The organism is Embleya sp. NPDC059237 (assembly GCF_042754105.1).
GTDB lineage: Bacteria > Actinomycetota > Actinomycetes > Streptomycetales > Streptomycetaceae > Embleya.
In genome coordinates, this window is record NZ_JBHZAE010000007.1 from 489,294 (window position 1) to 511,956 (window position 22,663).

Below are 22,663 nucleotides of genomic sequence, written 5' to 3' on the forward strand. Positions count from 1 at the left end.
AAGCGAACATGACCGCGATCCAGCTCGGAATGCCGTCCGTACCTGCCCGGCCCCTCACGCCGCGCCGCAAGTCACGGCAGATCATGGTCGGCAACGTGGCCGTCGGCGGAGACGCCCCGGTGTCGGTGCAGTCCATGACGACCACCCTGACGTCCGACGTCAACGCCACGCTTCAGCAGATCGCCGAGCTGACCGCGTCCGGCTGTCAGATCGTCCGGGTCGCGGTCCCCTCGCAGGACGACGCCGACGCGCTGCCCGCGATCGCGCGCAAGTCGCAGATCCCGGTGATCGCGGACATCCACTTCCAGCCGAAGTACGTCTTTGCCGCGATCGACGCCGGTTGTGCCGCGGTGCGGGTCAACCCGGGCAACATCAAGCAGTTCGACGACAAGATCGCCGAGATCGCCAAGGCGGCCTCCGCGGCCGGCACCCCGATCCGGATCGGCGTCAACGCCGGATCGCTGGACAAGCGACTGCTCGCCAAGCACGGCAGGGCCACCCCCGAGGCGCTGGTGGAGTCCGCGCTGTGGGAGTGCTCGTTGTTCGAGGAGCACGACTTCCGCGACATCAAGATCTCGGTCAAGCACAACGACCCGGTCGTGATGATCGAGGCATACCGGCTGCTCGCCGAGCGCTGCGAATACCCGCTGCACCTTGGCGTCACCGAGGCCGGGCCCGCCTTCCAGGGCACGATCAAGTCCGCGGTCGCGTTCGGCGCGCTGCTGTCGCAGGGCATCGGCGACACCATCCGGGTCTCCCTCTCCGCCCCGCCGGTCGAGGAGATCAAGGTCGGCAACCAGATCCTGGAGTCGCTCGGACTGCGGCAGCGCGGCCTGGAGATCGTCTCCTGCCCGTCCTGCGGCCGGGCCCAGGTCGACGTGTACAAGCTCGCGGAGGAGGTCACCGCGGGCCTGGACGGGCTCAAGGTGCCGCTGCGGGTGGCCGTCATGGGCTGCGTCGTCAACGGCCCCGGCGAGGCCCGCGAGGCGGACCTGGGTGTGGCGTCCGGCAATGGCAAGGGGCAGATCTTCGTCAAGGGCGAGGTGATCAAGACCGTGCCCGAGTCGAAGATCGTCGAGACGCTGATCGACGAGGCGCTCAAGCTGGCCGAGCAGATGCAGGCCGACGGTGTGATCAGCGGCGAGCCGATCGTCGACATCGCCTGAGTCGGTCGCCCGAAGCGGTCGCCGGGCGGGGCGTCGCCGGGGGCGGATTTCGGCCGGTGCCCGATCCGGCTGCGGTCGGTCTTGATCGAGGCGGGTCCGCGCGGATCCACCCCGGTCCGGGCGGGTCCACCCCGGTCCATCCCGATCCGGGCGGGTCCACCCCCATCCACCCCGGTTCGAGCCCGACCGGATCAATCGGCTCGCCCACGCGAGTGACATATCGTTGATGCGCCCCGACCCCAGGTAATCGACCCCGATCATCGAGACACATGATCGGGGCGTCGCCCCCGGGGGAGGGGCGTCGCGCGTGGGACGCATCGTCGTGGCCGTAGTGGCCGTCGCCGCCATGATCGCGGGCACCGCCGCGGGACCCGCGAGTGGTCCCGACACGGCGCACCCGGCCGTCGGGAGCACGCCCGGCGTCGTGTGGGGCGGCTGCCCCGACGATGTCGCCGAACCGGGACTGCGCTGCGGCACGCTGGCCGTGCCCGTCGACCACGCGCGCCCCGACGGGCCCACCACCACGCTGGGTCTGTCGCTCGCGGCGGCGACCGGAGGGCGGGCCCGGCGCGGCACGATCGTGGTCAACCCCGGCGGACCGGGCGGCGGCGGGATGTGGTTGGCCGGGCTGGTCCGCCGCGCCCTGCCCGAACGGGTGCGGCAGAGCTACGACATCGTCGGCGTCGACCCTCGCGGCAACCACCACAGCGACCCGATCTCGTGCGTCGACGCGAGCTTCGACCGGGCGCCCAGGCCCGACCCGGTGCCCCCCACGGCGCGGGACGAGGAACGGCTGATCGAGCGCGCCCGCACCTATGCCGGCGGCTGCGCCGAGCGCGCCGGCCACCTCCTGCCGCACCTGGGCACCCTGGAGAACGCCCGCGACCTGGACCTGGTCCGCGCGGCGCTCGGCCGGCCGAAACTCTCCTTCATCGGCTGGTCCTACGGCACCTATCTGGGCGCGGTCTACGGGCAGTTGTTCCCCGAGCGAGTCGACCGGATGATCCTGGACAGCATCGTCGACCCCCGCCCCGACCAGGTCTGGTACGGCTCCAACCTGCGTCAGGACATCGCCTTCCAGGGCCGTTGGCGCGACTTCCTCGACGCCTCCGGCGCCGATCTGGACCCGATCTTCACGCGTGTGCTCGCCGCCGCCCGAACCCGCCCCCTCGCCGACGCGGTCGGCCCGGCCGAGCTCTACGACCTCGCCACGCGGACCCTGTACAGCTCGCAGCACTGGCCCGGCTTCGCCGACGCCCTGCGCGCCTGGGACCGCGGCGACCCGGCCCCGCTCGCCGCGCTGTACACGCCGCCCACCGCGCAGGACGCCAACGGCACCGCGATCTACACCGCCGTCGAGTGCCACGACGGGCCGTGGCCGCGCGACTGGGCGGTGTGGGACCGCGACGCGCGCGCCGTACACGCCACCGCCCCGCTCACCGCCTGGTCCAACACCTGGCTGAACGCGCCCTGTGCGTTCTGGCCGGTGCCGGCCCGGACCCCGATGCGGATCGACGGCCACGACCTGCCGCCGGTGTTGCTCATCCAGGGCACCCGCGATCCGGCGACCCCGCCCGCCGGGGCGAACGCGCTGCACGACGCGCTGCCCTCCTCGCGCCTGATCACCGTGCTCGGCGAAGGCGACCACGGGATCCTCGCGTTCCAGCCCAACGACTGCGTCCTGGCCGCCGCCGCGGCCTACCTGACCGACGGCACGCTCCCGGCGGGCCGCGACACCACCTGTGAGGAATCGTGACCCGCGCCGTCCGCGCCCTCCTGGCCGGCGCGCTCACCGCCGCCGCGCTCACCGCCGCCCCCGCACCGGCCCGCGCGGGCACCGAGCCGATCACGTGGGGCGGCTGCCCGACGGGCACCGCGCCGGGCGAGCGCTGTGGCAGCATCGGCGCGCCCCTCGACCACGCCCGCCCCGACGGCGCCCGGATCCGGGTCGGCGTCTCCCGGGTGCCGGCCACCGGGAGCCGGGCCGAGTATCAGGGCGTCCTGGTGGTCAACTTCGGCGGCCCCGGCGCCTCCTCCGTCGGCTCGATGGCCGCGCTGGCCGGCGGCCTGCCCGAGCGGTTGCGCCGGGCCTACGACCTGATCGGCTTCGACCTGCGCGGGCGCGGCACCAGTACGCGGGTCGTCTGCACCGACCCGGTCACCTTCGGCCGCGGGCCCAGGCCCGATCCGGCGGTTCCCGCCGGTCGCGCCGCGCACCTGGCCGCGACCCGCGCGTTCGCCGACGGCTGCCGGGCCTCCGCGCCCGACCTGCTGCCGCACCTGACCACCCGCGACATCGCCCGCGATCTCGACCTGGTCCGGGCCGCGTTCGGCGCGGAGCGGCTGAGCTTCCTGGGCTACTCGTACGGGACCTACCTGGGCGCGGTGTACGGGCAACTGTTCCCGCGGCGGGTGCACCGGATGCTCCTGGACAGCGTGGTGGACCCGACCGAGGTCTGGTACGGGACCGGCTTCCTCCAGGCCCGCGCCTTCTCCGCGCGTCAGCGCGACTGGGCGGCCTGGGCCGCCGACCGCGACGACCGCTACCACCTGGGCACGAGCGCGGCCCGGGTGCTGGCCGGCTGGGACGTACTGCGCGCCCGCCTCGTGGCGCAGCCCGCCGACGGCGCCTTCGGCGGCGTCGAACTCGACCAGTTCACGATCGGTTCGCTCTACACCGACCGGGACTGGCCCCGGCTGGCCGGCGCGCTCGCCGACTACGCCTCCGGCGACCCGGCGGCGCTGGTCGCGTCCCGGCGGGCGGCGACCACCGAGGAGGTCAACTTCGAGTCGGTGTTCCAGACCGTCTCCTGCGCGGACGCCCCCTTCCCGGCCGACGAGCGGGTCTTCGACGCGGACATGGTCCGACTGCGGACCCGCGACGGCGCGCTCGGCGCGGCGATCGCCTCGCCCGGGGCGTGCCTATACCTGCAGACCAACACCGCCCCGCCGACCCGGATCGACGGGGCGGGCCTGCCCGGTGTGCTGCTGATCCAGTCCGTCGGCGACCCGGCCACTCCCTACGAGGGGGCGCTGCGCATGCACGACGCGCTGCCCTCCTCGCGGCTGTTGACCGTGCGCGGCAACGGCAACCACGGGCACTACCTCGTCGACGGCCCGTGCGTGGACGACCGGGCCACGGGGTACCTCGTCGACGGGACCCTGCCCGCGAACGACATCGAGTGCGACGCCGCCGCGCCGGAGGGCCCCGTGACGCGCCGACCGGGGGTGCCGAGGCTGCCGCGCTGATCCGCCCGCCGATCCCCCTACCTCCCGGGCGGCACATACGGCCCGGACCTGCATAGGGTGGTGCCGCAACAACCGGCATTTCCCCAAGGTCCGCCCGATGGCATGGTGAGGCACGTGCTGAGCTCGGTTTCCACCAAGGTCCTGGACGGGACCGACCTGTCCGCCGTCCAGGCGCTGCTCGACCGCGACCCGGTCACCAACGTCTTCGTCGCGTCCCGGGTCCGGCTCGCCGGTGTCGATCCGTGGCGTCTGGGCGGCGAGCTGTGGGGCTACTACGAGGGCGGCCTGCTCACCTCGCTGTGCTACGCGGGGGCGAACCTGGTTCCGGTCGAGGCCGGGCCCGACGCGATACGTTCCTTCGCCGAACGTGCCCGGCGCCAGGGTCGGCGCTGCTCGTCGATCGTCGGCCCCGCCGAGGCGGCGGCCGGTCTGTGGCGGCTGCTCGAACCCGCCTGGGGACCCGCCCGCGACGTACGCCCGGTGCAGCCGCTGATGGTCGCCGGCCGGCCCTCGACCGAGGTGCCCGCGGATCCGCTGGTGCGCCGGGTGCGGCCGGACGAGCTGGATCTGGTGATGCCCGCGTGCGTGTCGATGTTCACCGAGGAGGTCGGAGTCTCGCCCCTGATCGGCGACGGTGGCACGCTGTATCGCGCACGGGTGTCCGAACTCATCGCCGGTGGCCGTGCGTTCGCCCGGATCGAGGACGGCAGGGTGGTGTTCAAGGCGGAGATCGGCGCGGTCACCCGGCACGCGTGCCAGATCCAGGGTGTGTGGGTGGCCCCGGAGCGGCGCGGTGAGGGGCTGTCCGAGATCGGCATGGCGGCGGTGCTGCGGCACGCGCTCGCCGAGGTCGCGCCGGTGGCCAGCCTGTACGTGAACAGCTACAACGGCCCCGCCCGCGCGGCTTATCGGCGGGTCGGCTTCGCCGAGACCGGCGCCTTCATGAGTGTGTTGTTTTGAGGCAGCATGAGTGTGTTGTTCTGATGCGGCGCCGGCGGCTCGTCCCGATGGAGTGCGTGTGCTGATGGAGTGGACGTGCCGGGTCGTCGACCTCGCCGCGTACGCGGACGAGGCGGTCGAGGTACAGGCGCACGCGTTCGGGCTCGCCGACGACGAGATCGCGATCCGGCAGCGGATAATGCGCCGCCACGCGGCCTTCGCCGGGGTGCGCTCGCTCGGCGCGTTCGACGGCGCCGGTCGCCTGGTCGGTTTCGGCTACGGCTATCCCAACCTCACCGACCAGTGGTGGAGCCTGGTGATCGAGCCGCACCTGGCCCGGGAGGGCCATCGGGCCTGGCTGGACGAGTCGTTCGTGGTCGGCGAGTTGCACGTGCTGCCGCGCTGGCAGGGGCACGGCATCGGCCGCACCCTGATCGGCCTGCTGTGCCGGGGCCAGGACCGCTCGCACATCCTGCTCTCCGCGATCGACGAGCAGACCCCCGCGCGCCGGCTCTATCGCGGCCTGGGCTTCGTCGACCTGGCCCGCCCGGTGCTGTTCCCGGGCAACAACCGGCCCTACACCGTGATGGGCGCGATCCTGCCCTTCGCGTGATGCCGCCGCGCCCGATCCCGCCGCGTCCGACGGCGCCGCCGCGCGCCGGTAGCCGGGGCACGGCTCAGGACAGCCACTCCGCGACCGACAGCAGGTCCTCGCCCGCCGGGTCGTCCACCGACAGGCACCACAGGCCCAGTGCCAACGCCTGCACCAGCGCCCACCCGCGCACCCGCTCGGGGTCCAGGTCCAGCGCGTTCGCCAACCACGTCACCCGCCGCCGCACCAGCGCCTGCGGACGCGGCTCGGCGACCACCGTGGCCATCCGGTCCCGGACCAGCGGCCCCAGGTCGAAGGCCCGCTCGCCGAGCATCGGCCGCGGATCGATGGCCAGCCACTTCGCCCGAGTGCCCGCGAGCACGTTGCCGTGGTGGCAGTCGGTGTGCAGCACCACCACCTCCGGCTGCGACGCGGCCAGTTCGCCACACAGCGCCACCGCCTCGTCGACGAGCGCCTTCGGGCACGGGCCGGCGAGCTCCGCGTAGCGCCGCGGGATCGATGCGCCCCAGTGCCCGGCTCGCTCCGCGACCGGCTCGATCGGGCAGTCGGCGGGCGGGGCCACCCACAACCGGCGGACCACCTCCGCGGCCTCCAGCATCGCCCGATCCTCCGCCAACGAGCGCAGCGAGACGTCCGGTTGCAGCCGCTCCAGCAACAGCGCGCCGCGCGCCGGATCCGCCTCCAGCAACCGCACCGCGCCGGCGCCGTCCCACAGCGCGAGCGCGGTCGGCTCATGCGCGGTGTAGCGATCCACGAAGCCCAGCTTGAGCGTGGCCGGCGTGTCGTCCGCCCGGCGGACCAGGAAGGTCAGGCTCAGCGCGCCGCCGGGAATGATCGGCCGCTCCACGGTCAGCCCCCAGCGCGCCGCGTACTCCGCGACCGCGTCCGGCAGCCCCGCGAGCCACCCGCGCGCGGCCTCCTCGCCACACCAGCGCAGCGCGGTCCGCGTCAGCCGTTCCGGTACCTCGACCCGATCGTTCACGTGCGGCCCCCCGCCGTCGCCGTCCCCGAACCACCCTCCTCGGGCACCCCCGGGAAGGGCGTACTCGCCCCCCGCCAGCGCACCCCCCACACCGCGGCCTCGCGCAACCAGCCGGCCGCCTCCGCCCGCAGCGGCGCCCCGGCCGCGGCCACCAGTGCGCCGAGGTGCAGCGCGACCCCGTCCTCCAGGTACACCGCGAGCCGGGTCGCGTCCGCCGGCGTGGCCACCGGGAAGGGCACCGTGTACGCGGGCGCCGCCGGCGGCGCGGTCGCGCCCCGGTCGGCGATCAGCCGGGTGATCGTGTCCCGCCGGGCCCGATGCGCGTCCAGCGCGGTCCGCGCCTGGGTCCGGGCGGCGCCGGTCAGCCGCCCGCCCGCGATGCCGTATCCGTAGACCGCCGCGTGCTCTGCGTCCAGCGCGTCGCGCAGCGCCTTCACCTCGACGGCGGCGGCCCCCGACGGGGTCGGACGCGGCGTACTCACGATGCGCTCCGAAACAGTTGGGCGTGTCCCGCCAGACACGCCGAGGTGGCCGCCAGTCGGCGGGCGAGATCGGGGGAGACCCGGTCCAGGTCGACCAGTCGCTCGTCCGAGGCCTGCTGCGCCCGGTCGGCGATCGTGGTGGTCGCCGCGGCGAGGTCGTCGGGCGCGGCCCCGGGGGGCGGCGCGGGGTGTGTCGCGCGACCGGCGAAGGCCGTCAGGTGTTGCCGCAACTCGACCGACAGCGGCCGGATCCGCTCGGCCAACGGGGCGTGTCGCGCGGCCACCGCGTCGTAGTGCGCCAACAGCGCCCCGGTCGCCGCGTACGCCCGGTCGCGCGCCGCGTCGTCGGCCTTGCGCCGCCCCTGGTCCGAACCTCCGCCGTCGTCGCACCCGGCGACCGCGGCGGCGATCGTCGCCGCGGTCACGGCGCCGAGGACGGCCCGTCGCGTCGGCCCCGCGTCGCGCATGCGTCCCGCTCCTGAACCTCGTCCGTGATGTCCGTGCCGCCTCCGGCCGTGTCGGACGCTACCGCATGGCCGGGCCTGTGGAGCCCGCCGGACATCCGGCGGACAACCCGTGTACGCCGGGTGGACGTGCGCGAGATGGCTCCCGGACCGGATACTGTTGTCCTCCCCCGACCCGCCCTCCGGCGGTCGACGCACCTGAGACAACAGCACACGCAGCCGAGGAGTCACCCGGATGAGCACCACCACGTTGGACCGGCTGCGGGAGTTGCTGGAGCCGGTGGTATCGACCCTGGGCGTGGATCTCGAGGAAGTTTCCCTCACTCCCGCCGGAAAACGGCGTGTGCTGCGCGTGATGGTGGCCGCCGACGGCGGCGTCGACCTGGACAAGGTCGCCGAGGTCAGCCGCGCGGTCTCCGACGTGCTCGACCCGAGCGACGTGCTCGGCTCGCTGCCCTACCTGCTGGAAGTCACCACCCCCGGTGTGGACCGCCCGCTGACGCTGGAGCGGCACTGGCGCCGCGCGGCCGATCGGCTGGTCCTGGTGCAGCTGCACGACGGCGGCACGGTGACCGGCCGGATCGGCGCGAGCGACGCGGAGGGTGTGGAACTGGACGTCGACGGCACGCCACGACGGTTGACCTGGGACGAGGTGGCCAAGGCCGTCGTACAGGTCGAGTTCAACCGCAAGGGCAAGGATTCGGCGACGAACGCCGAGACCGAAGAAGACGACGAGGACGACGACACCGGTGTCGAGCACGACACCGACGCGGACGACACCATGGACGAGGAGGCGTAGGACGTGGACATCGACATGAGCGCCCTGCGCGGGCTCGAGCGCGAAAAAGAGATCAAGTTCGACCTCCTGGTCGAGGCCATCGAGTCGGCCCTGTTGATCGCCTACCACCGCACCGAGGGCAGCCTGCCCAAGGCGCGCGTGGAGCTGGACCGGGCAAGCGGTCACGTCACCGTATGGGCGACCGAGACCGACGAGGCCGGTCAGCGCGTGCGCGAGTTCGACGACACCCCGGACGACTTCGGCCGGATCGCGGCGACCACCGCCAAGCAGGTGATCCTGCAGCGGCTGCGCGACGCCGAGGAGGAGATCACGTTCGGCGAGTTCGCCGGTCGTGAGGGCGAGATCGTCGCCGGTGTGGTCCAGCAGGGCAAGGACAACCGCAACGTCCTGGTGGACCTGGGTCGCATCGAGGCGATCCTGCCGCCCCAGGAGCAGGTGCCGGGCGAGCGGTACGCGCACGGCATGCGCCTGCGCTGCTATGTCGTACAGGTGCGGCGTGGGCCCAAGGGGCCGTCCATCACGCTCTCGCGCACCCACCCCAACCTGGTGCGGAGGCTGTTCGCGCTGGAGGTCCCGGAGATCGCCGACGGCAGCGTCGAGATCGCCGCGATCGCCCGCGAGGCCGGCCACCGCTCCAAGATCGCCGTCTACTCCACGCGCGCCGGGCTCAACCCCAAGGGCGCGTGCATCGGGCCGATGGGCGCGCGCGTGCGCGCCGTGATGGCCGAGTTGAACGGCGAGAAGATCGACATCGTCGACTGGTCGGACGACCCCGCGCGGATGGTGGCCAACGCGCTGTCGCCGGCGCGGGTGAGCAAGGTCGAGATCGTGGATCTCGCCGCGCGCTCCGCCCGGGTGACGGTGCCCGACTACCAGCTCTCGCTGGCGATCGGCAAGGAGGGGCAGAATGCCCGACTTGCCGCGCGATTGACCGGATGGCGCATCGACATCCGGCCGGACACCGAGACCACCGATTCGGACGACCGGACCCGGTCGACCGAACCAGGTCGCGGTGAGGAGCGGTAGACTTGAACATGTCTGGTCGCAGGCGTGCCCGAGCATGCCCTCGTACAAGGTCGGAGAAGCGGGAAATCACCGCTTCCCCGTGCCGAACGTGCGTAGGTTGTCGGCAGCGTGCGGCCAAGGCCGACCTATTGCGGGTCGTGGCGGTCGAGGGCGTTTGTGTCCCCGATCCCCGCGGCCGAATGCCCGGGCGGGGAGCGCATCTGCACCCCGATCCGGAGTGCCTGGCCCAGGCGGAGCGCCGCAAGGCGTTCGTTCGGGCTTTGCGCGTGCCGGGGCCGCTGGACTCGGCACCACTGCGTGCTTTTTTGAGCGGTGATGGGTTGTCAGAGGTCGGTCGGACAGGTCCAGCGAAGCGGTACCTCGCGAGTCGGAAGTAGGTCGAGATTGCGATGAGCACTCGATGAGTACGCGATGAGTACAGACATGCGGTAGTGACGGTCCGGCGGACGACCAACCCCGGACCAGAAGGAGCGACGTGGCAAAGGTCCGGGTATACGAACTCGCCAAGGAGTTCGGAGTCGAGAGCAAGGTCGTCATGGCCAAGCTCCAAGAACTCGGTGAGTTCGTTCGTTCGGCGTCCTCGACGATCGAGGCGCCGGTTGTTCGCAAATTGACGGAAGCACTCAAGACGGAAGGCGGGCCCGCCCGCCGCGCCCCGCGTCCGCCGGCCTCGTCCGGTGCGTCGCAGGGTGCCCCCTCCCCGCAGGGCGCCTCGCGCCCTGCCCCCGCTCCGGGCCCGCGCCCGGCGGGTGCGCCGACGCCGGGCCCGCGCCCGACGCCGCGCCCGGCCCCCCAGGGCAGCACCGCCCCGCCCGTGGTGCCGGCCGCGCCGGCCGCGGAGGCGGCTCCGGCCGCCCCGCGTCAGGCGGAGCGTCCCGCGGCACAGTCGGGTCCGCGTCCGGGCGGCGCGCCCGCTCCGGGTCCGCGTCCGGCCGCACGTCCCGCCGAGCGCGGTCCGGCCGAGCGTGGCCAGGGCGACCGCGGTCCCGCCGAGCGCGGTCCGCGTTCGGACCGTCCCGCCGCGGCCTCCTCGGGTCCGGCGGCGGGCAGCCGTCCGGGTCCGCGTCCGGGTGGTCCCGGTCAGGGCGGCCCCGGTGGTCGTCCCGAGCGCGGTGACCGTCCCGAGCGCGGCGAGCGCTCCTCCGGTCCGCGTACCGGCGGCGCACCGTCCGCCGGTGGCCCGCGTGCCGGTGGTCCCGGTCAGGGTGGTGCCCCCCGTCCGGGTGGCGCGCGTCCGGCCGGTCCGCGTCCGGGCAACAACCCCTTCACCTCGGGCAGCACCGGTATGCCGCGGCCGCAGGCCGCCGGCGGCGGTCGCCCCACCCCGGGCGGCATGCCGCCGCGTCCGCAGGGTCCTGCGGCCGCCGGCCCGCGTCCGGGTGGTTCGGGTGGTCCCGCGGGTCCGCGTCCGGGCGGTAGCGCAGGCCCCGGTGGCCCGCGTCCGAACCCGGGCATGATGCCCAACCGTCCGGCGCCCGCGCGTGGCCCGGGTGGTCCCGGCCGTCCGGGCGGTGCGCCCGGTCGTCCCGGTCCCGGTGGCGGCGGCGGTCGTCCGGCGGGTGCCGGCGGCGGTGGCGGTCGTCCCGGTGGTGGCGGTGGCGGCTTCGGCGGTCCCCGTCCCGGCGGTGGTGGCGGCGGCGCTCCGGGTCGTCCCGGTGGTGGCGGCGGCTTCGCCGGTCGTCCCGGCGGCGGCGGTCGTGGCGGCCCGGGTGGTCGCGGCGGCACGCAGGGCGCGTTCGGTCGTCCCGGTGGGCGTCCGGGCCGCGCGCGCAAGTCGAAGCGTCAGCGTCGTCAAGAGTTCGACCAGATGCAGGCTCCGTCCGCCGGTGGCGTGATGGCTCCTCGCGGCAACGGGCGCGTCGTCCGGATGTCGCGCGGTGCCTCGCTCACCGACTTCGCGGAGAAGATCAACGCGAACCCGGCGGCACTGGTCCAGATCATGTTCAACCTGGGCTCGATGCTGACCGCGACGCAGTCGGTGAGCGACGACGAGCTGCAGACCCTCGGGGCCGAGCTCGACTTCGTGATCCAGATCGTCTCCCCGGAGGAGGAGGACCGCGAGCTGCTCGAGTCCTTCGACCTCGAATGGGGCGAGGACGAGGGCGACGAGGACGACCTCGAGGCGCGTCCGCCGGTGGTCACCGTCATGGGTCACGTCGACCACGGCAAGACCCGCCTGCTCGACGCGATCCGCAAGACGAACGTGATCGCGGGCGAGGCCGGTGGCATCACCCAGCACATCGGTGCCTACCAGGTCGCGACCACGGTCAACGACGTCGACCGCAAGATCACCCTGATCGACACCCCCGGTCACGAGGCGTTCACCGCCATGCGTGCCCGCGGCGCCAAGTCGACGGACATCGCGATCCTCGTGGTCGCGGCGGACGACGGCGTGAAGCCGCAGACGATCGAGGCGCTCAACCACGCGCAGGCCGCGGGCGTGCCGATCGTGGTGGCGGTCAACAAGATCGACAAGGAGGGCGCGGACCCGACCAAGGTGCGCGGCCAGCTCACCGAGTACGGGCTCGTGGCCGAGGAGTACGGCGGCGACACGATGTTCGTCGACATCTCGGCGAAGCAGGGCATGGGCATCGACGACCTGCTCGAAGCGGTCGTGCTGACCGCCGACGCGGCGCTGGAGCTCACCGCCAACCCGCACCAGGAGGCCCAGGGCATCGCGATCGAGGGTCACCTCGACAAGGGCCGCGGCCCGGTCGCCACCGTCCTGGTCCAGCGCGGCACGCTGCACATCGGCGACGCCATCGTGGTCGGCGAGGCCTACGGCCGCGTCCGCGCGATGATCGACGAGAACGGCAACAACCTCACCGAGGCCACGCCGTCGCGTCCGGTCATGGTGCTCGGCCTGACCTCGGTGCCCGGCGCCGGTGACAACTTCCTCGTGGTCGAGGAAGAGCGCACCGCGCGGCAGATCGCCGAGAAGCGGGCGGCCCGGGAGCGCAACGCGGTCCTGGCCCGTCGGTCGAAGCGGGTCTCGCTGGAGGACCTGGACAAGGCCCTCAAGGCCGGCGAGATGCAGCAGCTCAACCTCATCCTCAAGGGCGACGGCTCCGGTTCGGTGGAGGCGTTGGAGGACGCGCTGCTCAACCTGGACGTCGGCGAAGAGGTCGAGCTGCGGATCATCGACCGCGGCGTCGGTGCCATCACCGAGTCCAACGTCACTCTGGCGATGGCCTCGGACGCGATCATCATCGGCTTCAACGTCCGGCCGGAGGGCCGGGCGCGGACGATGGCCGACCGCGAGGGCGTCGACATCCGCTTCTACTCGGTGATCTACCAGGCCATCGAGGAGATCGAGGCCGCGCTCAAGGGCATGCTCAAGCCCGAGTTCGAAGAGGTCCAGCTGGGCACGGCGCAGATCCGCGCGGTGTTCCGCTCCTCCAAGCTCGGCAACATCGCGGGCTGCATGGTCACCGGCGGGACGATCAAGCGCAACACCAAGGCGCGGATCATCCGGCAGGGGGCCGTGGTCGCCGACAACCTCAACGTCGAGGGCCTGCGCCGCGAGAAGGACGACGTCACCGAGGTCCGCGAGGGCTTCGAGTGCGGTATCAACCTCGGTTCGTTCAACGACATCAAGGTCGAGGACATCATCGAGACGTTCGAGATGCGGGAGAAGCCGCGAGGCTGATCCGGTAGGGCGTTCGAGCGCCTCCGGCCGCCGATCCGGTGGTCGAAGGCACTCGAACCCGCCGAGACGAGGCGGCGGATCCGCCCGGTGCACACCGGGTGGATCCGCCGTGTCGCGAAGCAGTGTGGTGGTATCCGGGCCGCGACGTGCGTGCCCGGCTCTTTTCGTCGGCGGCCCCGGTGGCCCCGACCCGAGGCCTCCCGGGCCGGCCAGGCCCGTCGCCTATGTTTGTGGGAACGATCAGCCTCGATGTGTTGTTCGGCGATGTGCACTCGTTGAAGGAAAAACGATCTTTGATCCGCCCCATCCTGGCGGACCTTCAGCGCAAGAATGCCGTTGCCGCCGCCGAGGTGGAGCATCAGGATTTGCATCGGCGCAGCGTGATCGGGGTCGCGGTGGTCTCCGCGACCGTCGAGCGGTGCGCCGAGGTGTTGGACAGCTGCGAGCGGCTCGTCGCGGGCCGGCCCGAGTTGGATCTGCTCTCCGCACGCCGCAGGGTGTACGGGGACGACGACTGACGGACCGGCGGCGACGGCGGTCGCGGTCGCCGTGGCCGCGACCTCCGGTCGCGACCCCGGCCGTGGTCGTCGCAGTCGCAGGGAAGAAGAACGAGAGCGGCTCCCGCGCCCGGTGACCCCGGGCGCGGGGGACCCCGCCGAAATGCCGAGCAATCGCAGGAGGATCAGTGGCCGACACCGCGCGGGCGCGCAAACTCGCGGACCGCATCCAGGTCGTGGTCGCGGAGACCTTGGAGCGCCGGATCAAGGACCCCCGTCTGGGGTTCGTGACGATCACCGCCGCACGAGTGACGGGTGACCTCCGTGAGGCGACCGTGTTCTACACGGTCTACGGCGACGAGATCGAGCGCGCGGCGACCGCCGCCGCGCTGGAGAGCGCCAAGGGCGTGCTCCGCAGCGAGGTGGGCCGGCAGACCGGCGTGCGCCACACCCCGTCGCTGACGTTCGTCGCCGACGCCCTTCCGGACAGCGCCAAACTCATCGACGATCTCCTCGCCCGGGCGCAGCAGGCCGATGCGGCGGTACGCTCAACCGCCGCGGGCGCCGGCTACGCCGGTGACGCGGACCCCTATCGGACCCCGGCCGCGGGCGACGCCGACGACTCCGACGACGAGTCGACGGCGCAGACCAAGGCGGACACACAGGAGGGCGACCGACCTTGACACCAGGCGTGGCGGCGGACCGGGACTCCGGTCCGGCCGCGGGAGCGAAGCCGCGGACCGGCGGTGGTTCCGACGCGGAGACGAGGCCGCCGACCGCGCCGGGTGCGGCCGACTGGGACGAGGCGGTACGCCTGCTCCTGACGGCCGAGGACATCACCCTGCTGGCACACGTCAGCCCCGACGGCGACGCGCTGGGTTCGGCGCTCGCCGTCGGGCTCGCGCTGCGCGAGCTGGGGCGGAGCGTGCGGGTCTCCTACGGCGACGATCCCCTCGTGGTGCCGTCCTCGTTGGAGTTCCTGCCCGGTCAGGACCTGCTGGTGCCGCACACCGAGGTCCCCGAGGAGCCGGAGCTGGTCGCGGTCTTCGACGCGGCCGGTTCGGCCCGGCTGGGCCTGCTGGAAGGCAAGGCAAAGGCGGCCGGAGCGCTCCTGGTGGTGGACCACCACGCTTCCAACACCCGGTTCGGCACCCACCACCTGATCGACATCGACGCGCCCGCCACCGCGGTGCTCGCCGACGAGTTGATCACCCGGCTCGGCGCCACGCTGACCGCCGACATCGCCACCGCGCTGTACACCGGTCTGGTCACCGACACGGGCTCGTTCAAGTACGTGGGGACCACGCCGGAGACGCACACCTTCGCGGCCCGGCTGATGGCCACGGGGATACGGCACGACCTGATCCAGCGGGCGATCTGGGACACCTGCCGGTTCGGCTACCTCAAGGTGCTCGCCGCCGCCCTCGCCGGGGCCCGGCTCGACACCGGCGCGGCCGGCGGCCTGGGCTTGGTGTCCACGGTGATCACCCGCGCCGAGCGGGCCGCGCACGGGATCCGCCTGGACGAGATCGAGGGCGTGATCGACGTGGTCCGCAAGAGCGGCGAGGCCGAGGTCGCGCTGGTGCTCAAGGAGGACGACGACGGCGCGCTGCGCGCCTCCGCGCGGTCCAAGGGTGCGGTGGACCTGGGACGGGTCTGCGGGGCCTTCGGCGGCGGTGGACACGCGTTCGCGGCGGGTTTCACCGCATACGATCCACCGGCCGAGGTGGTGGCCCGATTCCGGGACCTCCTCGCCGACGCACTACTGCCGGTCGCCCCGGCGCAGGCAACCCCGGGAGACGACGCGTGAAGCGCCGCAACGCAGGACCCCCGCCGCCCGACGGTCTGGTGATCGTGGACAAGCCGGCCGGACTGACCTCGCACGACGTGGTGGGCCGGCTGCGCCGGATCGCCGGCACCCGTCGGGTGGGCCACGCCGGGACGTTGGACCCGATGGCCACCGGCGTCCTGGTGATCGGTGTCGAGAAGGCCACCCGCCTGCTCGGCCACCTCGCGCTCACCGAGAAGGGCTACGACGGCACGATCCGGCTCGGGCAGAACACGGTCACCGACGATGCCGAGGGCGAGGTCACCGATGCGACCCCGGCCGGGCATGTGGGCGACGCCGCGATCGCGGCGGGAGTGGCCGCGCTGACCGGGCCGATCATGCAGGTGCCCTCGAAGGTGTCGGCGATCAAGATCGACGGCAAGCGTTCCTACTCGCGGGTGCGGGCCGGCGAGGAGTTCGAGCTGGCCGCCCGACCGGTCACCGTGTCCGCGTTCGAGGTGCTGGCCACCCGGCGCGAGGGCGAGACGATCGACCTGGACGTGCGGGTGACCTGCTCGTCCGGCACCTACATCCGGGCGCTGGCCCGGGACTTGGGCACCGGGCTCGGCGTGGGCGGCCACCTGACGGCGCTGCGGCGCACCAGGGTCGGTCCGTACGGCCTGGACCGGGCTCGCACGCTGGAGGAGCTGGAGGAGTCCTTCGGCGTGTTGCCGATCGCGGACGCGGCGGCGGCGGCCTTCCCGCGCCGCGAGGTGAGCGAGGACGAGGCGCGGGCGGTCTCGCACGGCGGGCGGCTGCCGGCGGACGCGGCGTCGGGGCCGGTGGGCGTGTTCGGGCCGGACGGGACCTTTCTGGCGTTGGTGGAGAACAGCGGGGGCGTGGCCCGGCCGCTTGCGGTGTTCGTGGGCTGAGGTTGTCGGCTCGGGTCCGGGGTGATCGTTGCCACGGCGGGGTCGGGGCCGGGTGGGGGCCGGTACGTGGGAGGCTGGACCCGCGACACACCACGGAGAACGAGGAGCGGTTACGGTGCAGCGTTGGCGGGGCTTGGAGGACGTCCCCAGCGATTGGGGACGCTCCGTCGTCACGATCGGGTCCTATGACGGTGTGCATCGCGGACACCGGCGGACGATCGGCCGAGCGGTCGAGATCGGTCGCGAGCGCGGTCTGCCCGTGGTCGTGGTCACGTTCGACCCGCACCCCAGCGAGGTGGTCCGCCCGGGCAGCCATCCGCCGCTGCTGACGCCGCATTACCGGCGCGCGCAGTTGATGGCGGACCTCGGGGTGGCGGCGGTCCTGGTGCTCCCGTTCACCCTCGAATTCTCCCGGCAGAGCGCGGTCGACTTCGTCCGCCAGGTACTGGTGGACACGCTGCACGCGGCCGTGGTGGTCGAGGGACGCAACTTCCGTTTCGGCCACAAGGCGACGGGCAACGTCGCCCTCTTGGAGGAGTTGGGCGTGGCGAACGACTTCACCGTCGTCGAGCCGGAGCTGTTCGTCTCCGGCGAGGTGACCTTCTCGTCCACCGTGGTCCGGGCCCGGGTCGCCGAGGGCGACGTGGCGGGCGCGGCCGAACTGCTCGGCCGGCCGCACCGGGTCGAGGGTGTGGTGGTGCGCGGGGACCAGCGCGGGCGCGAACTGGGCTATCCGACGGCCAACCTCGAGGTGCTTCCGTATACGGCGATTCCGGCCGACGGGGTGTACGCGGGGTGGCTGGTGATCGACGGCGAGCGGTTGCCGGCGGCGATCTCGATCGGGACGAACCCGACCTTCGACGGTACGGAGCGCCGGGTCGAGGCGTACGCGCTGGACCGGACCGACCTCGACCTGTACGGGGTGCACGTCGCCGTGGACTTCCTCGAATACCTGCGCGGGACCGTGCGGTTCGAGTCGGTCGACGACCTGCTCGACCAGATGGCGCGGGACGTGAAGCGGGCACGCGAGTTGATCGACGCGACGGATCTCGACACCGCGGGCTGAGTGAACCGACGAGGGCCGCCCCGGAGATGTTCTCCGGGGCGGCCCTCGTGCGTTCAGCCCTGTCGCGGTGGTTGCCAGTCGCCGGGCGGGGGCTGCTGGTAGTACGGCTGTTGGGGCTGTGGTTGTTGCGGGTGCTGCGGCTGTTGTTGGTGTTGTTGGTGTTGTGGGTGCGGTTGTTGCGGGTGCTGTTGCTGCTGTTGGTATGGCTGCTGTTGCGGTTGGCCGTAATAGGGCTGCTGCGGCGGTTGTTGCCCGTACTGCGGTTGCCACTGCTGCTGTTGCTCGCCGGGCTGGGTGCGGTGGAAGTCCTCGGCGACCAGCGCGGCGAGTTCGAAGTACGCCTCGCGGGTCTTGGGGCGCATCATGTCGAGGTCCAACTCGGCGCCCGCGGACAGGTGTTCGTCGAAGGGGACGACCACGACCGCGCGGCAGCGGGTCTCGAAGTGGGCGACGATGTCCTCGGTCTTGACCATCTTGCCGGTCTCGCGGACCCCGGAGATCACCGTGATGCTGTTGGCCACGAGGTCGGCGTAGCCGTGTGCGACCAGCCAGTCGAGTGTGGTGCTGGCGCTGGTCGCGCCGTCCACGCTGGGCGTGCTGATCACGATCAACTGGTGGGCCAGGTCCAGGACTCCGCGCATCGCGCTGTAGAGCAGGCCGGTGCCGGAGTCGGTCAGGATGATCGGGTACTGCTTGCCGAGCAGGTCGATCACCGAGCGGTAGTCGTCGTCGTTGAACGTGGTCGACACCGCCGGGTCCACGTCGTTGGCCAGGATCTCCAGGCCGCTGGACGACTGTGAGGTGAACCGCCGGATGTCCATGTAACTGTGCACGTGGGCCATCGAGTTGACCAGGTCGCGAATGGTCGCGCCGGTCTCCCGGCGGACCCGGCGGCCGAGGGTGCCGGCGTCCGGGTTGGCGTCGATCGCGATCACCCGGTCCTGGCGCTCGGTGGCCAGGGTCGAGCCGAGGGCGGTGGTGGTCGTGGTCTTGCCGACGCCGCCCTTGAGGCTGATCACCGCGATCCGGTAGCAGCCCAGGACGGGTGTGCGGATGCGTTCGAGGCGTTCGGCGCGACGGGCGTCGGCGGACTTGCCGCCGAGCCGGAAGCGCGGGGTCTGCCGGCGGGGTTGCGGTTGTTTGCGCAGCAGGCGGTCGCTGGTCAGTTCGACGGCCGCGGTGTAGCCGAGGGGGGCGCCGCCGACGGTGCGCGCCGGGGCGCCGCCGCCGTCGGGGGACCAGGGCTGCTGCTGGGGCTGCGGGTTGCCCTGGGGCGGGGTGCCCGGGTGGTAGGGCTGGGGCGCCTCGGGGGGTTGGGCGGCGTATGGGTCGGCCGGGTTGAGGTGTTGGGGTGTGGGGTGGTTGGGGTATCCCGGTTGCCCTGGCTGTCCCGGTTGTCCCGGTTGTCCCGGTTGTACTGGCTGTCCCTGTGCTGCCGGTGCCGCCTGGGGGCCGGGGGCGCCGTGTGGGGGCGTGCCCTGGTGGGGCGGTTGGGCCTCGGGGGGCTGGGCGGCGACGGGGGGTTGGCCGTACGGGGGCTGCTGCGGGGCCGGGGCGCCCTGGGGCGGGGTGCCCTGGGCGTAGGGCGGTTGCGGGTGGCCGGGGTTGGGCTGTCCGTAGGGCGCGCCCTGGGCGTAGTCCGGTCCCTGGGGGCCGGGGGGTGCCTGGCCGTAGGGCGGCTGACCCGGCTGTGCCTGGGCGTACGGGTTGGGGCCGCCCTGCTGCGGATCGGGCTGTGGGTATGGGGCGTGGGCCTGTGGGCCGGGGGCGCCGTGCGGCGGGGTGCCCTGGGCGTACGGGGCGGGGGCCTGCTGGTAGGGGCCGGGGGCCTGGGCGTACGGCGGTTGGCCGCCGTGCTCCTGTTGCTCCGGCGCGGTGGTCTGGTCGTTGCCGCCGCCGAAGGCACGGCGCATCCACGAACGTTCGTCGCGCTGCTGCTGCGGGGGCGCGATCGGCGCACCACTCGGCGGCGGCAGCGGTTGCCCGGTCGGCGGCGGTGCCGAGCCGCCCCAGGCCTCGCCGTGGCCGGGGGCGGAGCCGGTCCAGGCCGGCGGCGGCAGCGGCGAACCCTGCGGGGCCGTCATCGGGCGCGGCGGGGCACCGGTCGGCGGGCCCTGCTGCGGGACGCCGGGCGGTGCGGCCATGTCGTCGGTGACGGGTGGGATCAGCCGGGTCGCCTGATCGGGGGTCGGGGCGCCCTGCTGACCGGGATAGGGCTGCGGGGCGCCCGGGTGCGCCGGGCCCTGGTACTGCGGGTAGGGCAGCGGCCCGCCCTGGGGCGGGGGCGGCTGCTGGGGCTGTCCGTAGGGCGGGTACGCGCCGGCGGGCGGCTGTTGCGCGGGGGCGGCCGGCGGGGCGGGGGGCTGGGGCTGTTGCGGATGCGCGGCGGCCGGTGGCTGCGGCACCTCCGTCGCTTCGGGGGCCCGGGGCGGCTGTGCTTCGCCGGCGTGGGGGGTGTACGGGTCCGCCTGGGGGTGCTGGTCGTAGCCCTGTGGCGACTGCGGTGGCGGCGCGGGTGCGTCGGCCGGCTGGGTCGGGAGGGCTTCCGGGGCGGCCGGGGCCGGTTCGTCGGCGGAGAGGCCGGGGATCGGCGTGCCGCCGGCGGGGGTGGTGGGTACGTCCTGCGGGTCGAACGGCGCGGGCGTGTCCGGGCGGGCTTCCGCCGCCGGGGGCGCGTCGTCGGCGCGGTCGGGTGCGGAGTCGGGCTGCGGGGCGGCGTCGCCGGGCGGACCGGCGGGCGACTGCTCCGGGGCCGCGGTGTCGGCCGGGCGCGCGTCGCCGGCCTCGACGTCGGGGCGGGGCGGCTCGATCGGCTCCGGGCGCTCCGAGCCGTCCGGGGCCGCGTCGACCGGAGCGCCGGTGGGCGGGTCGGCGGGACCGGGCTCGGCCGGTTCCGTGGTCGGCCGGCTCGGGTCGTGGGAAGGCGGTACGACCATGGTCGGGTCGCCGGGTGTGTGGGCCGGGCCGGGGTGGTTGGGGTCGCCGGACAGCGGGACGACGGTGGTGCGGTCGTCGGCCGGGGGAGTGGGCTCGGTCCGGTTTCCGTCGAACGACGGCGGGACGACCATCGTCGGGTCACCCGGGGTGAAGGTCGGGTCCGGGCGGTTTTGGTCGTGGGAGGGCGGTGCGACCGTCGTCCGGTCGTCCGTCGGTACGGGCGCGCCCGGGTGGTCCCGGTCGAGGGACGGGGGCACGACCGTTGTCGGGTCGCCGGGGGTGAACGGCTGATCCGGTCGGTTGTCCCGGGCGGCCGGCGGGGTGGCCGGGCCCGGGCGGTCCGGATCGGTCACCGGCGGCATGACCATGGTCTGGTCGCCGGGGGTGAAGGTCGGGCCGGGGCGGTCCTGCGCGACGGGTGGTTGGCCGCCGTACGGCAGGGGGGCCGCGGGCTCGGGTGGGGTGTACTGCGGCGGGACGACGGTGGTCGGCTCGCCCGTGCCGAACGCCGGTGGGGCCTGGGGCGCGGTGTTCGGGTGCGCCTCGCCGGGCCCGGCCGGGCGGTGCGCGCCGTGGTCGACGGCGGCCGGGGGCGCGGGCTCGTGCGTGCGGGCCTCGTGCGCGCGGGGGTCGCCGGCCGGCGGTCGGTGGGTGGGCTCGTGCGGCGGGGCGCCCGTTCCGGGCGGACCGGCGGGCGGCGGTACCGGTGCGCCGGAGCCGTACGGGCCCGGTGCGCCGGCGGTCGGTCCGGCCGGGTGCGCGGCGCCGTGGTCCGCCCCGTACGGCAGCGGCGCGGGCGCGTCCGGCGTGCGTGCCGGCGGCACGAGCGTGGGGTCCTCACTGCCGTAGCGGGGCGCCTGGCTCGGCCCCGGTGGTGCGGGCGCACGGACCCCGGACGGGGGTGGCGCGGGCGCGCCGCCGTCCTGGTGGGTGTACCACGAGGGCATGGTGAAGTCGGGTCCCGACCACTCCTCTTCCTCGTCCGCCCCCGCCTCGATGTGTGCGCCGTCCTGCTCGCTGCTCACGGTGTGGTCCTTCCGATCGTCCGGAGGCGGCTCGGCATCAGAGCACACGGCGCCGCCGTCGGCCGTACCCCGACCAGGGTCGAGGTTGCCCCCTACACGAGCCTCACAGCGTAGTCAGCGGCGTCGGCGGTCGTCGCCGGTCCGTCCCCTGTTCGCGTCGAGGCGGTGCGCGGAACCGCGCGGTCGGTGTGCCCGGACACCGGGTCAGTCCATCCGGCGCGGCGGTCCGAGCAGGTCGAGTTCGGCCCGAGTGGGCGTCAGCATCACGTACTTGCGCGATTTCCTGGTGCTCCACAGGGTCAGCTCGTCGGCGAGCGTGGGCAGCGCGGCCTCGTCCTCGCCGGGCAGGCTCAGCACGGTCGCGGCAGCCTGCGCCTCCATCGGCGAGACCCGCTGGATGCCGATCAGCCCGACGCCCGCGCCGATCCGCTGCCGGGCCTGCGCCGGGTCGAGGAAGGGCAGCAGGGTCAGCGTGGTCTGCCAGGCGGCCGGCGCGAGCCGATTGCGCGGCGGCCGGGCGCCGCAGTCGCGGACGACCAGGACCGGGCTGCCCGGAGTGGGGCCTTGCGGGCCGAGCCGACCCACCTGATGCACCGTCACGCACGGCTGCGCGCCGCCCGCGGCCTGGGCCATCGCGGACCACAGCTGCGGACGGCCGGACTCGATCGCCACCCGGGCGCCGATCGCCGCCGCCCGCAACGCGATGATCTGCACCACATACGCGCCGCCGACGAACGCCACCTCCAGCGGCTCGGGCCGGAACAGGCCCAGGACCGCCGGATCACGATCCGCGTCGACCCCGATCACCACGCCGTCGTCGCCCACCGGCAGGCCGAGCGCGGGCAACTGGGCGGCGGTCAGCAGGTGTCGCTCGTGGCGCGGGCCGATCAAGCGGGCCAGGCCCCCGCGGCGCGCCGGCCGTGGTGCGGGGGTGCCGGACCCCGGGGTCGGGGTCGGGGTCGGCGTCGGCGCGGGGGCCGGATTGCGCCCGTTCGGCGCCCGACGTCGGCCGCGGCCGGTGTTGGTCGTGCTCACAGGTGGATCCTCCCCGTACACATGCACATGTGAC

At 73.8% G+C, this 22,663-nt stretch carries 19 protein-coding genes; 14 read left to right on the forward strand and 5 right to left on the reverse strand.

What is annotated here, in order from left to right; translation table 11 throughout:
• Positions 1–8: 8 nt before the first annotated feature.
• The 5 genes from ispG (at position 9) to ACFXKZ_RS24425 (ending at position 5,967) form a co-directional block, all read left to right on the forward strand.
• Entirely contained in the window at positions 9–1,166 is a 1,158-nt protein-coding gene (gene ispG / locus ACFXKZ_RS24405) for a flavodoxin-dependent (E)-4-hydroxy-3-methylbut-2-enyl-diphosphate synthase (RefSeq protein ID WP_380003075.1), read from the forward strand.
• Positions 1,167–1,473: 307 nt separating this feature from the next.
• Positions 1,474–2,922, forward strand: coding sequence for an alpha/beta hydrolase (locus ACFXKZ_RS24410; RefSeq protein ID WP_380003076.1), 1,449 nt, complete (start codon positions 1,474–1,476; stop codon positions 2,920–2,922).
• Positions 2,919–4,415: an alpha/beta hydrolase gene (locus tag ACFXKZ_RS24415; RefSeq protein ID WP_380003077.1), complete on the forward strand. Its 1,497-nt coding sequence runs from the start codon at positions 2,919–2,921 to the stop codon at positions 4,413–4,415. Before ACFXKZ_RS24410 ends, ACFXKZ_RS24415 begins: the two co-directional genes overlap by 4 nt.
• A gap of 102 nt (positions 4,416–4,517) precedes the next feature.
• Positions 4,518–5,375 carry a GNAT family N-acetyltransferase gene (locus ACFXKZ_RS24420; RefSeq protein ID WP_380003078.1) on the forward strand — a complete coding sequence of 286 codons (858 nt, stop codon included), beginning with the start codon at positions 4,518–4,520 and terminating at the stop codon, positions 5,373–5,375.
• Positions 5,376–5,439: 64 nt separating this feature from the next.
• The gene (locus tag ACFXKZ_RS24425; protein WP_380003079.1) at positions 5,440–5,967 is read left to right on the forward strand and encodes a GNAT family N-acetyltransferase; all 528 of its coding nucleotides are present in this window, start codon (positions 5,440–5,442) and stop codon (positions 5,965–5,967) included.
• 64 nt (positions 5,968–6,031) lie between these two features.
• On the opposite strand, the gene ACFXKZ_RS24430 is transcribed toward ACFXKZ_RS24425, so the two are convergent.
• Genes ACFXKZ_RS24430 through ACFXKZ_RS24440 form a run of 3 tightly spaced genes read right to left on the reverse strand, consistent with a single transcriptional unit; the run spans position 6,032 to position 7,898 of the window.
• Positions 6,032–6,949, reverse strand: coding sequence for an aminoglycoside phosphotransferase family protein (locus tag ACFXKZ_RS24430; protein WP_380003080.1), 918 nt, complete (start codon positions 6,947–6,949; stop codon positions 6,032–6,034).
• Complete coding sequence (locus tag ACFXKZ_RS24435; protein WP_380003081.1) at positions 6,946–7,431, reverse strand: ferritin-like domain-containing protein; 486 nt, start codon at positions 7,429–7,431, stop codon at positions 6,946–6,948. The genes ACFXKZ_RS24430 and ACFXKZ_RS24435 overlap by 4 nt, the downstream gene beginning before the upstream one ends.
• On the reverse strand, positions 7,428–7,898 hold the full coding sequence (locus tag ACFXKZ_RS24440; protein ID WP_380003082.1) for a hypothetical protein: 471 nt from the start codon (positions 7,896–7,898) through the stop codon (positions 7,428–7,430). Before ACFXKZ_RS24440 ends, ACFXKZ_RS24435 begins: the two co-directional genes overlap by 4 nt.
• A gap of 232 nt (positions 7,899–8,130) precedes the next feature.
• Here ACFXKZ_RS24440 and rimP point away from each other — a divergent pair, with 232 nt between their 5' ends.
• From rimP to ACFXKZ_RS24485, 9 genes are all read left to right on the forward strand, one after another.
• Positions 8,131–8,694, forward strand: a complete 564-nt coding sequence (gene rimP / locus ACFXKZ_RS24445; RefSeq protein WP_380003083.1) for a ribosome maturation factor RimP — start codon at positions 8,131–8,133, stop codon at positions 8,692–8,694.
• A gap of 3 nt (positions 8,695–8,697) precedes the next feature.
• Entirely contained in the window at positions 8,698–9,720 is a 1,023-nt protein-coding gene (gene nusA, locus ACFXKZ_RS24450) for a transcription termination factor NusA (RefSeq protein WP_078977439.1), read from the forward strand.
• A gap of 8 nt (positions 9,721–9,728) precedes the next feature.
• Positions 9,729–10,097, forward strand: coding sequence for a YlxR family protein (locus ACFXKZ_RS24455; protein ID WP_380003163.1), 369 nt, complete (start codon positions 9,729–9,731; stop codon positions 10,095–10,097).
• A gap of 98 nt (positions 10,098–10,195) precedes the next feature.
• A complete protein-coding gene (gene infB / locus ACFXKZ_RS24460; protein WP_380003084.1) occupies positions 10,196–13,369 on the forward strand; it encodes a translation initiation factor IF-2 in 3,174 nt (1,057 codons plus the stop codon).
• Positions 13,370–13,593: 224 nt separating this feature from the next.
• Positions 13,594–13,887, forward strand: coding sequence for a DUF503 domain-containing protein (locus ACFXKZ_RS24465; protein ID WP_078977441.1), 294 nt, complete (start codon positions 13,594–13,596; stop codon positions 13,885–13,887).
• Between the two features lie 167 nt (positions 13,888–14,054).
• Entirely contained in the window at positions 14,055–14,549 is a 495-nt protein-coding gene (rbfA, locus tag ACFXKZ_RS24470) for a 30S ribosome-binding factor RbfA (RefSeq protein ID WP_380003085.1), read from the forward strand.
• Positions 14,546–15,676 (forward strand): bifunctional oligoribonuclease/PAP phosphatase NrnA, encoded by a 1,131-nt coding sequence (locus ACFXKZ_RS24475; protein ID WP_380003086.1) that lies wholly within the window; start codon positions 14,546–14,548, stop codon positions 15,674–15,676. Before rbfA ends, ACFXKZ_RS24475 begins: the two co-directional genes overlap by 4 nt.
• Positions 15,673–16,566 (forward strand): tRNA pseudouridine(55) synthase TruB, encoded by an 894-nt coding sequence (truB, locus tag ACFXKZ_RS24480; protein WP_380003087.1) that lies wholly within the window; start codon positions 15,673–15,675, stop codon positions 16,564–16,566. The genes ACFXKZ_RS24475 and truB overlap by 4 nt, the downstream gene beginning before the upstream one ends.
• Positions 16,567–16,681: 115 nt before the next feature.
• Positions 16,682–17,632, forward strand: a complete 951-nt coding sequence (locus tag ACFXKZ_RS24485) for a bifunctional riboflavin kinase/FAD synthetase (protein ID WP_380003088.1) — start codon at positions 16,682–16,684, stop codon at positions 17,630–17,632.
• Between the two features lie 53 nt (positions 17,633–17,685).
• Here ACFXKZ_RS24485 and ACFXKZ_RS24490 read toward each other — a convergent pair whose 3' ends face one another.
• Together ACFXKZ_RS24490 and ACFXKZ_RS24495 are read right to left on the reverse strand one after the other, a co-directional pair.
• Positions 17,686–21,594, reverse strand: coding sequence for an AAA family ATPase (locus ACFXKZ_RS24490; protein WP_380003089.1), 3,909 nt, complete (start codon positions 21,592–21,594; stop codon positions 17,686–17,688).
• 204 nt (positions 21,595–21,798) lie between these two features.
• A complete protein-coding gene (locus tag ACFXKZ_RS24495; RefSeq protein ID WP_380003090.1) occupies positions 21,799–22,629 on the reverse strand; it encodes a hypothetical protein in 831 nt (276 codons plus the stop codon).
• Between the last annotated feature and the right edge of the window lie 34 nt (positions 22,630–22,663).